Annotated in this window: 9 protein-coding genes; 7 read left to right on the forward strand and 2 right to left on the reverse strand. The window is 60.9% G+C overall.

What is annotated here, in order from left to right:
* Window positions 1-41 precede the first annotated feature (41 nt).
* The 5 genes from CWE17_RS07840 to CWE17_RS07860 all read left to right on the forward strand — a co-directional run bounded on the left by CWE17_RS07840 (window position 42) and on the right by CWE17_RS07860 (window position 5,483).
* Window positions 42-866: a photosystem II manganese-stabilizing polypeptide gene (locus tag CWE17_RS07840; RefSeq protein ID WP_131455947.1), complete on the forward strand. Its 825-nt coding sequence runs from the start codon at window positions 42-44 to the stop codon at window positions 864-866.
* Between the two features lie 106 nt (window positions 867-972).
* Window positions 973-2,142 (forward strand): sulfate adenylyltransferase, encoded by a 1,170-nt coding sequence (gene sat, locus CWE17_RS07845; RefSeq protein ID WP_131455949.1) that lies wholly within the window; start codon window positions 973-975, stop codon window positions 2,140-2,142.
* 46 nt (window positions 2,143-2,188) lie between these two features.
* Complete coding sequence (gene ftsH3 / locus CWE17_RS07850) at window positions 2,189-4,039, forward strand: ATP-dependent zinc metalloprotease FtsH3 (protein WP_131455951.1); 1,851 nt, start codon at window positions 2,189-2,191, stop codon at window positions 4,037-4,039.
* Entirely contained in the window at window positions 4,014-4,718 is a 705-nt protein-coding gene (locus tag CWE17_RS07855) for a bifunctional 4-hydroxy-2-oxoglutarate aldolase/2-dehydro-3-deoxy-phosphogluconate aldolase (RefSeq protein WP_131455953.1), read from the forward strand. Before ftsH3 ends, CWE17_RS07855 begins: the two co-directional genes overlap by 26 nt.
* A 39-nt stretch (window positions 4,719-4,757) precedes the next feature.
* Entirely contained in the window at window positions 4,758-5,483 is a 726-nt protein-coding gene (locus CWE17_RS07860) for a histone H1-like repetitive region-containing protein (RefSeq protein WP_131455955.1), read from the forward strand.
* 3 nt (window positions 5,484-5,486) lie between these two features.
* Here CWE17_RS07860 and aroC read toward each other — a convergent pair whose 3' ends face one another.
* On the reverse strand, window positions 5,487-6,578 hold the full coding sequence (aroC, locus tag CWE17_RS07865; protein ID WP_131455957.1) for a chorismate synthase: 1,092 nt from the start codon (window positions 6,576-6,578) through the stop codon (window positions 5,487-5,489).
* Between the two features lie 37 nt (window positions 6,579-6,615).
* Window positions 6,616-7,899 (reverse strand): glycosyl transferase, encoded by a 1,284-nt coding sequence (locus tag CWE17_RS07870; protein ID WP_131456016.1) that lies wholly within the window; start codon window positions 7,897-7,899, stop codon window positions 6,616-6,618.
* 67 nt (window positions 7,900-7,966) lie between these two features.
* Here CWE17_RS07870 and CWE17_RS07875 point away from each other — a divergent pair, with 67 nt between their 5' ends.
* Window positions 7,967-9,709, forward strand: coding sequence for an alpha-amylase family glycosyl hydrolase (locus CWE17_RS07875; RefSeq protein ID WP_240789313.1), 1,743 nt, complete (start codon window positions 7,967-7,969; stop codon window positions 9,707-9,709).
* A 2-nt stretch (window positions 9,710-9,711) separates the two neighbouring features.
* Complete coding sequence (locus tag CWE17_RS07880) at window positions 9,712-10,503, forward strand: HAD-IIB family hydrolase (RefSeq protein WP_240789314.1); 792 nt, start codon at window positions 9,712-9,714, stop codon at window positions 10,501-10,503.
* Window positions 10,504-10,647 lie beyond the last annotated feature (144 nt).

Here is a 10,647-nt window from a genome sequence, read left to right on the forward strand (position 1 = left end):
TCGGTGGATACCGTCATCGTCTGGCCTTTTGGCTTTCTTCCATGAGCATCCGTCCTCTGCTGGCCTTGGTGCTGGCTCTCTGTCTCACCCTGGTCACCGCATGCAGTGGTGATGCCCAAGCGGTGGACCGTACCAATGCCACCCGTTACGAAGACATCGTCAACACGGGCAAAGCCAATGATTGCCCGACCCTTTCTGATTCAGCTCGCGGCTCGATCAGCCTCAATGCTGGTGGCTCCTATGAGCTGCGTGGCATCTGCCTGCACCCCTCCCAGGTGTTCGTGAAGGGCGAGCCCACCAACAAGCGTCAGGAAGCTCAGTTCGTCGAGGGCAAAATCCTCACCCGCTACACCTCAAGCCTTGATGAGGTTTACGGCACCCTGACGGTGTCCAGCGATGGACTCAGCTTCAGCGAAGAGGGTGGCATCGACTTCCAGCCGATCACCGTGTTGCTTCCTGGCGGAGAAGAGGTGCCTTTCACCTTCTCCAGCAAGAATCTCCAGGCCAAGGCTGACGGTGCTGTTCTCAACACCAGCACCGATTTCGAAGGCGCTTATCGCACCCCTAGCTACCGCACCAGCAACTTCCTCGATCCCAAGGGTCGCGCCCTGACCACCGGCGTGGAGTACGCCCAGGGTCTGGTGGCCCTCGGGGGAGATGACGACGAGCTGAAGGGTGAAAACGTCAAGCGCTACATCGACGGCACCGGCCAGATGAGCCTCTCGATCACCAAGGTCGACAGCGAAACCGGCGAATTCGCTGGCGTGTTCACGGCGATCCAGCCTTCTGACACCGACATGGGTGGTAAGGAGCCTGTTGACGTGAAGATCAGTGGTGAGCTCTTCGGTCGCCTCGAAGAGGCCTGATCGGCTGACCGCTTCCATCACAGCGACGGATCGGGGGGGCAAGGCCCCCCTTTTTTGTGCGATCTGGGAGAATCGCGCCGTTGTCTGAATCCAGCCAAGGCCTGCCATGACCGCGACCTCCTCCCCCTCCCGGGCCTCCGGCGTGATCGCTCCCTACGGGGGAACTCTGGTGGACCTGATGGTTCCGGAGGCGGAGCGGGCTTCCCTGAAGGCTTCTGCCACGCGGACTCTGGAGTGTTCCGACCGCAATGCCTGCGATGTGGAATTGCTTGTGGTCGGTGGCTTCTCCCCTGAGCGGGGGTTCATGCATCAGGCCGACTACGACGCAGTGGTGGCGGGTCATCGCACCACCTCCGGCTATCTCTTCGGTTTGCCGATCGTGATGGATACCGATCGCGACGATGTTGCTGTCGGCGACAAGGTGCTGCTGACCTACAAGGGCCAGGACCTGGCGGTGCTCACGGTTGAGGACAAGTGGGAGCCCGACAAGGTGGTTGAGGCCAAGGGTTGCTACGGCACCACCTCCATCGAGCACCCCGCCGTGCGCATGATCACGATGGAGCGCAAGCGGTTTTATCTCGGCGGTTTGATCCAGGGCCTGGAGCTGCCCAAGCGTGTGTTTCCCTGCAAGACCCCGGCGGAAGTGCGCGCCGGGCTGCCTAACGGCGAGGACGTGGTGGCGTTTCAGTGCCGCAACCCGATCCACCGAGCCCATTACGAGCTCTTCACCCGTGCGCTTCATGCCCAGAACGTGAGTGAGAACGCTGTGGTGTTGGTGCATCCCACCTGCGGTCCCACCCAGCAGGACGACATCCCTGGTGTGGTGCGCTTTCAGACCTATGAGCGCCTCGCCGCTGAGGTGAACAACGACAGCATCCGCTGGGCCTATCTGCCCTATGCCATGCATATGGCTGGCCCCCGCGAGGCCCTTCAGCACATGATCATCCGCCGCAACTACGGATGCACCCACTTCATCATTGGTCGGGATATGGCTGGCTGTAAGTCCTCACTCACCGGTGATGACTTCTATGGCCCTTACGACGCCCAGAACTTTGCCAAGGAGTGTGCAGAGGAACTGATGATGGAAACGGTTCCGTCTCTCAACCTCGTCTACACCGAAGAGGAGGGATACGTCACCGCCGAACATGCCGAGGCTCGAGGCCTGCATGTGAAGAAGCTCAGCGGCACCCAGTTCCGCAAGATGCTCCGCAGCGGTGAGGAAATCCCCGAGTGGTTCGCCTTCCGTAGCGTTGTTGACGTGCTTCGGGCCGCCTGAGTCCTCAGGATCCCATTAACATTCCTTCATCAGAGGCAAGACAACCTTGAACAAGCGCTGGCGCAACGTGGGGCTTTATGTCCTCCTGGTGGTGGTGGTGATCGTCGTTGGTACGGCGTTTCTGGATCGTCCTGATCCAGCCACTGCTGCCCGCACCCTTCGTTACAGCGACTTCGTGGAGGCGGTTCAGGAGAACCAAGTCAATCGTGTGCTGATTTCTCCCGATCGGGGCACCGCGCAGGTGGTTGAGAACGACGGACGACGCGCTGAGGTCAACCTCGCCCCCGATAAGGATCTGCTCAAGCTGCTCACCGACCACAACGTCGATATCGCAGTGCAGCCCACCCGTCAGCCAGGTGCCTGGCAGCAGGCGGCAGGAAGTTTGGTCTTCCCCCTGCTGCTGCTGGGTGGCTTGTTCTTCCTGTTCCGCCGCGCCCAGGGTGGTGGTGGTGGCGGGAACCCCGCCATGAACTTCGGCAAGAGCAAGGCCAGGGTTCAGATGGAACCCTCCACCCAAATCACCTTTGGTGATGTCGCCGGCATTGAAGGGGCCAAGCTCGAGCTCACCGAGGTTGTCGACTTCCTCAAGAATCCCGACCGCTTCACTGCAGTTGGAGCCAAGATTCCCAAGGGCGTTCTGCTGGTCGGTCCTCCCGGCACCGGTAAGACTCTGTTAGCCAAGGCCGTGGCCGGTGAAGCAGGGGTTCCCTTCTTCTCGATCTCCGGCTCCGAGTTCGTCGAGATGTTCGTCGGCGTTGGTGCCAGCCGCGTGCGCGACCTGTTTGAGCAGGCGAAAAAGAATGCTCCCTGCATTGTTTTCATCGACGAGATCGATGCCGTTGGTCGTCAGCGGGGTGCAGGTCTCGGCGGTGGCAATGATGAGCGCGAGCAGACCCTCAACCAGCTGCTCACCGAAATGGATGGTTTCGAGGGCAATACCGGGATCATCATTGTGGCCGCCACAAACCGGCCGGATGTGCTGGATGCCGCTCTGATGCGTCCAGGTCGTTTCGATCGTCAGGTTGTGGTGGATCGCCCTGACTACAACGGTCGCCTGCAGATCCTCAAGGTTCATGCCCGTGGCAAGACCCTCGCCAAGGACGTCGATCTCGACAAAGTGGCCCGCCGTACTCCCGGCTTCACCGGCGCTGACCTCTCCAACTTGCTCAATGAAGCGGCGATCCTCGCGGCCCGTCGTGAACTCACCGAGGTCAGCAATGACGAGATCAGTGACGCGATTGAGCGTGTGATGGCTGGTCCGGAGAAGAAAGACCGGGTGATGAGCGAGCGTCGTAAGCGCCTTGTTGCGTATCACGAGGCTGGTCATGCTCTGGTTGGCGCCCTAATGCCCGACTACGACCCGGTGCAGAAGATCTCGATCATTCCTCGCGGCAATGCTGGTGGTTTGACGTTCTTCACCCCGAGTGAGGAGCGCATGGAATCCGGCCTTTATTCCCGCGCCTACCTGCAGAATCAGATGGCTGTGGCCTTAGGCGGTCGTGTCGCTGAGGAGATCGTTTACGGCGAAGACGAAGTCACGACCGGTGCCTCCAATGACCTTCAACAGGTCGCCCAGGTGGCTCGCCAGATGGTCACGCGTTTCGGCATGAGCGACAAGCTCGGCCCGGTGGCTCTTGGTCGTGCCCAGGGCGGCATGTTCCTCGGCCGCGATATCGCCGCCGAGCGTGATTTCTCGGAAGACACTGCGGCAACGATCGATGAAGAGGTCTCTGATCTCGTTGCGGTTGCCTATCGTCGCGCCACCAAGGTGCTGAACGACAACCGCTCTGTTCTCGACGAACTGGCCGACATGCTTGTTGAGAAGGAGACGGTCGATGCGGAGGATCTGCAGGACTTGCTGATCCGTCGTGATGTGCGGGTCGCTGAGTACGTCTGACCCTGGTGTCGGGGAGGTCAGCTGCTGGCAGAGCCGGCAGCTTGATCTGATCGCCTCGTTGCGGCGGCAACCACTTCTGATGGTGGTTCGCCCTCAAGAAACAGATCTCAATCGGCCCTTGGCTGAGGTTGGTTCGTTGTGGAGGCTGCTCGAAAGCCTCGCCCTCCATGGCGTTCATCATGTGGAGGTTGCCTGGAGTCGGCACCCACGCTGGCCGGAGCTGATCCAGGCAATTCAGCACCGCTTTCCGGCCTTTTCCCTCGGGGCTGCCTCGATCGTCTGCAGGGATGGATTGGAGTGTGCGGCCGAGCTTGGGCTCGCTTATGCGATGTCTCCTTGCCTTGATGACGATCTGATCGCCCATTCCCGCGCCCTCGGCCAGGTGCTCGTTCCTGGTGTGATGACACCCACGGAGATTCACCGTGCTGCTTTACAGGGCTGCCGACTTGTCAAACTTTTCCCCGCAGCGGCACTGGGGATTGACTACCACCGGCAGTTGTCGGCTCCCATGGGGTCCTTGCCGTTCATGGTCGCAGCCGGTGGGCTGCGCGTGAATCAGCTGAGCGATTGGTTGCATGCCGGCTATGACGCTATTGCGTTGGGTCGATCGGCGATCCACGCTGATTGCCTCGACCCGGTGCTGCATGCATGGCTGGAAAGCAATCGCTGGTCGACTTGAGTCCCGGATGCTACAGATGAGATAGGTATTTGTGGATTCATGTCTCAGCTGTCGATCAAATTGAGCGACAAGGCCGATGCTCTGATCGCTCAACTTCAGAAGGAGATCTTCAACCGTCGCCGCAAAAAGGTCACTGCGGCAGGTGTCGTGGAATCTCTTGTCGAGAGTGGTGCCCGCTCTCAGTCCGACAAGCGTTTCGCGACGTCCTGGACGAATCTGATTCAGGACATTGAGAAAGCAGCCAAGCTTGCGAATGCCCATGGCAGCAAGCCTTCATCGCTCACCGATGAAGAGTGGGTGATGGTGCTCAGTCACCGGGCCCGAGCACAGTCTTCTCCCGTGCGATCGGCGAAGAAAGCTGTTGCGAAGACAGCCGTCGTTAAGAAAGCCGTTGCCAAGACAGCTGTTGCGAAGAAAGCTGTTGCGAAGAAAGCTGTTGCGAAGACAGTGACTGCCAAGAAGCCAGCGGCCAAAAGGTCTGCTGTTGCAAAGACTGCTGCGAAGAAACCAGTCGCTAAGAAACCAGTCGTGAAGAAGGCTGTTGCGCAGAAGGCTGGTGTGGCGAGATCAGGTACGGCGACAGCCACAACCGTCGTCTCCAAACCCAGGCCCGCTCGTCGCGCCCGCAAAACGGCTGCGTCAGGAAGCACCAGCACCTCGGTGGCCAAGCGCATGGCCAAGGCAGCGGGGCGTCTGGCCAGCGGCGGCAGCTTGCTGTCAACCACCGCTGGAAGCAACGGGATCAATTCTCCGGCCCGTAGCTAAGCGTCACGCCAGCAGGCTGCACTGACCCTGTTGGCGCAAGAGGTGATCGGCTAACACCAGATTCACCATCGCTTCCACCATCGGTACGGCCCTTGGCAGCACGCAGGGGTCGTGCCGTCCCTTTGCAGCCAGGGTCGTGGCCTGGCCGGCGGCATTGATCGTTTGTTGTTCCTTGCGGATGGTGGCGGTGGGTTTGAAGGCCACCCGGATCAGAATCGGTTCGCCGTTGCTGATGCCTCCCTGGATCCCACCGGAGTTGTTGGTGGCAGTGCGCAGGCGACCATCGTCTGTGGGCAGAAAGGCATCGTTGTGCTCGCTGCCTTTGAGCAGAGTCCCGGCGAAGCCCGATCCGATCTCGAATCCCTTCGTGGCGGGTAGCGACATCACCGCCTTAGCCAGATCGGCCTCAAGCTTGTCGAACACCGGCATCCCCAGCCCCACAGGTGGCTGGCGCACGATGCATTCGATCACGCCGCCACAGGAATCGCCATCCCGTCCGATCGCCTCGATCCGCTCGATCATCCGCTCGGCCATCAGCGGATCAGGGCAGCGAACGATGTTGGCCTCCACCGCATCGGCCTGAACGCTTGCAGGATCGATGCTTGCCTCCAAATCATGGATCCGTTTCACCCAGGCGATCACTTCCGTTCCATGGGTTTTGCGAAGTAATTGACGAGCGATCGCGCCGGCGGCCACGCGACCAATGGTTTCCCGCGCCGAGGCGCGACCGCCACCGCTCCTGGCTTGGATGCCGTATTTCGCCTGGTAGGTCGCATCGGCATGGGAGGGCCGGAAGGCCACTTCCATTTCCTTGTAGTCCTGCGGACGCTGGTCCTTGTTGCGCACCACCAAGGCAATGGGTGTTCCAAGGGTGACGCCATCCAGCAGTCCACTGAGGATCTCGACCCGGTCGTCCTCCTTGCGCGGCGTGGTGATTTTGCTCTGCCCCGGTTTACGCCGGTCGAGCTCCGCTTGGATGGCCTCAAGATCCAGTTCCAGCCTCGGTGGGCAGCCATCGACGATCACGCCGACGCCTCCCCCATGGGATTCACCGAAGCTGCTGATGCGGAAGAGATCGCCGAAACTGCTGCCCATGGGGGCTCCTTGCTAGCAAGAGCGTAAAGACTCGTCTTCAGGCTGCGGGTGCGGCGGCAGGCCGAGGGCGTCGAGCTGTGGCAGGACGATGGCGCAAGGTCGGGCGTTGATGCAGTGCTGTGATGCTGGAGCTCTTGATTGATCCAGCTGCTGCCAGATCGTTTTGCAACCCATGGGTGCAGCTGACCAGACGCGACCAGCTAGGGAGCTGATGGGCGACTGGTGTCTCCATCAGCTGGTGGATTCCAGGCTTCAGCAGAGTGGCAAAGCTCTGGAGCGCGAGCTCTTCGCTGTGGCGGTCATAGGGAAGACGATTAATCGCTGAATCCAGTCCGAACTGCCGCACCCGGTCTTCTCCCACCCTGCGGTACAGCACTTCGAGGGTGGCTAATTCTTCCGGCGCCAGGCTGCGTCCTTCATGCTCCATGACTCCGCGAAGCACGGTGCGCAGGATTTCAGCCGCCATCCGCTGCAGTCCTTCCGCAGGGGTGGCACCAAGGGTTTTGTGTTTGTGATCAAACAGTCCCAGGTCCACTTGGGCGATTCGGCTGGACGCCACGTGGCGATAAACCTCAGAGAGAAGACCGATCTCCAGCCCCCAGTCGGAGGGGATCCGCAGGTTCATGGCCAGATCGCGGCTGAAGGCGAATTCACCTGCGAGCGGGTAGCGGAAGCCCTGGAGGTAGCGCAGATAAGGCAGTGGCCCGAAGATCTGTTCCAGGCTCGCCAGTAGAGGACCAACGAACAGCCGTGTCGCACGTCCCTGCAGGGCTTGTGTTTCCAGGGAGAGCCTGCTGTAGAAGGCTTTGACGTAGGCCACGCCGTGGGAAGGGTCCAGGAGTGGTCTCAGCATTCGCTCCGGGTAGGCCGGAGAGAAGGTGCGAATGTCGGCATCAAACAGGCCGATCACCTCCGCTTGACGGCAGGCCACCCCCAGACCCTGCCAAACAGCCCAGCCTTTACCTGCCGGTCCAGTGACGTCGAGGCCCAGCTCGCGCATCGACTCCAGCAATTCACGAACGGCTGGTCCATTGGTCCAATGCACACGCACCGGGAAGGGCATGCCGCTGAAGAAGGCTTCGGCTGCGGCGACATCCTCCGGGCTGTCTGCTGCAAGGGCAATCACCAGTTCATGGAGCCCTTGCAGTTCCCCGAGCACGTCACGGATCAAGCCCAGGGCCGGCCGGCTGAATTCCTCCATCAGACAGGGGATCAGTAGGGCTGTAGGGCGTTGCTGGAGCTGGCGCCGGAAGCCGGGAAGATCCAGATTGCCAAGCCCGTAGTCATGAATGGTGGCGATCAACCCCTGCTGAAAATCCATGTGGTGATTAATGCGACAACAGGTCGTAGAGCGCTGTCCCATACCTGGGGCAGTTGCCGATGGATCGATGCAGCAGCAGCAGCGGATGCAGCATCAAACGTTGCCATCGCTTCTCGCGGATCTCTACGACCAGCATTCTTCGGAAGAACTCGAGACGCTGTCGTCGCAATTGCTGCATTCCCGAGTGGCGTCAGGAAATGGCCATGCCGAGATTGCTGCCGAACGCCGCTGGAACGGTGCCACGTGTGTATTGATCGCCTACGCCGATGCGGTGACGGCGGAGGGTGAGCCTGGCCTGCGCAGCTTGAAGTGGTTGATCGACGATCATCTCGCCCCCCTCGCCACGGTTCTGCATGTGCTGCCGTTTCTGAGGTCCACCGGTGATGGTGGCTTCGCCGTCTCGAGTCATGAGGAGCTGGAGGATCGCTTCGGTTCCTGGAGTGATCTGGCGGCGCTTGCCAACGGGCGTTGCTTGATGGCCGATCTTGTGTTGAACCATGTGTCCGCCTCCCATCCCTGGGTTCGGGGTTTTCTGCGCGGTCAGCAATCTTCCGCGCGCTGCGTTCTGGCCGCTTCACCCAACCCCTGCTGGGATCGAGTGGTGCGTCCACGCAGTTCGTCGCTGTTCACCACCCTTGCGACGGATCATGGGCCGGAAACGGTCTGGACCACGTTTGGGCCCGATCAGGTGGATGTGAACTGGCGGGACCCGGAGGTGCTGCTTGGCTTCAACCGTCTCTTGGAACGTCTCTGCAGCCATGGCGTCGGCTGGCTGCGCCTGGATGCGGTTGGTTTTGTCTGGAAAGAGCCCCACACCGACTGCATCCACCGTCCTCAGGCCCATCGGTTGGTGGAGATCCTGCGGCTCCTGCTGGAGGCTCGCTGCGTGGACGGGGTGGTGGTGACGGAGACGAATGTGCCTGAGCAGGAGAACCTTTCTTATCTGCAATCTGGGACTGAAGCCCATCTCGCCTACAACTTTCCACTGCCGCCCTTGCTGCTAGAGGCCAGCCTCAGTCGGCGGGCTGATCTGCTCAACAGCTGGTTAGCGCGTTGGCCTCAGCTTCCGCCGGATACGTCCCTGCTCAATTTCAGCGCCTGTCATGACGGAATCGGTTTGCGCCCCCTTGAGGGCTTGATGGAGCCTGATCGATTGCTGCAGTTGCTGCAGCAGTGTGAGCAGCGAGGCGGGCTGGTGAGCCACCGCCGTCTTGAGGACGGTCGCGAGGTGCCCTATGAAATCAACATCAGCTGGTGGAGCGCCATGGCTGATGCTGGTATCGACGCCTCACGCCTGCAGCGTCAGCGTTTCTTGCTGACGCAGCTGCTTGTGCTCGCCCTTCCGGGGGTGCCCGCCTTCTACCTTCCGGCGCTGCTGGCCAGTCCAAACGATCGCGCCTCGTTTCGGCGCACGGGCCATCGGCGCGATCTCCACCGAACGCGGTATTCAGTGGATCACCTGCAGCGGCTTCTCGCTGACCCAACGACTGAGGCCAGCAGGGTGTTGTTCGCTCTGCGTCAGGCGATGAAGGTGCGAGCTGAGCAACCAGCCCTACAGCCTTGGGCACCGATGCACGTGCTTAGCCAGGGGCGTTCCGATTTGGTGATCCTTCAGCGGGGCGAAGGAGCAGAAACGCTGCTTGCTGTTCACAATTTCAGTGATGCTCGACTGAGTGTTCCCTTGCGCGCTTTGATCGCTACCCCTCCTGGGTCCCGATGGCAGGATTTGCTCTCCGGTCAGACCTTTTCCGAGGCCCAACAGGCCTTTGATCTGGAACCTTTTGCAGCGCACTGGTTCACGACAGCATGAGCATGCCTGCCTCCTCGTCATGGTCTTGGTGGGTGGTGAGCGACCTCGATGGAACCTTGATGGACCATCGCTACGACTGGCAGCCTGCTCGGGAGACGATTGGCTGGTTGCAGGATCGAGGGATCCCTCTGATCCCTTGCACCAGTAAGACGGCTGAGGAGGTTCGCCTCTTTCGAGCGGAGGCTGGTCTGCACGATCCCTACATCGTTGAGAACGGTGGGGCCGTGCATGGCGAGTCCATGGATGGCCAGCCTTGGACCTTGGCGCTGGGCGTGCCTGCAGCTGATCTGCGGCCCGTGTTGCTCGAGCTGGAGCATCGTCTCGGCACATCGTTGCCAGCGATTGATGTTCTCTCAGGCATGGAAGCCCGCGCTTTGCTTGGTTTGGAGGGGGAGGCGTTGCGTCTGGCCTGTTGCCGGAGCTGGAGTCTTCCGTTTGTTCCTCCGCCGCAGGATGAGCGCGCGCGACTTTCGGAGTTGGCGCAGTCTCTTGGTGTGGCGGTGGTGCAGGGGAACCGCATGGGGCACCTGCTGGGTGCGGGGGTGAGCAAGGGGCGAGCACTATGCGCTTTGCAGGATCACCTGCAGCCCCACAGGGCCAAGGTTTTGGCCCTTGGGGATTCCCCAAACGATTTACCGCTTCTGAATGCAGCGGATGTTTCCGTTGTTGTCCCCGGGCCAGCGGGCCCTCATCCAGTGTTCGCTGAGGCTCTCGATTCAGGCCGCTTCCTGCTGGCGGAAGCACCCCACGCAGCTGGGTGGGCGTTCGCCGTGCGCAGCGTGATTGCAGCCTGAGTTTTCAAGCCAAGAAGCGCACAACAAAAAGCCCCCTCCGAAGAGGGGGCTTTCCGGTTCAGTTGACCTGAACCTGATGTTGATTCCAGATCAACCGATGGCGGGAGCTTGCAGAGCCACGGGGGTGGACTCAGCAGCAGCCAG

This window comes from Synechococcus sp. BS56D, from assembly GCF_004332405.1.
Lineage (GTDB): Bacteria > Cyanobacteriota > Cyanobacteriia > PCC-6307 > Cyanobiaceae > Synechococcus_C.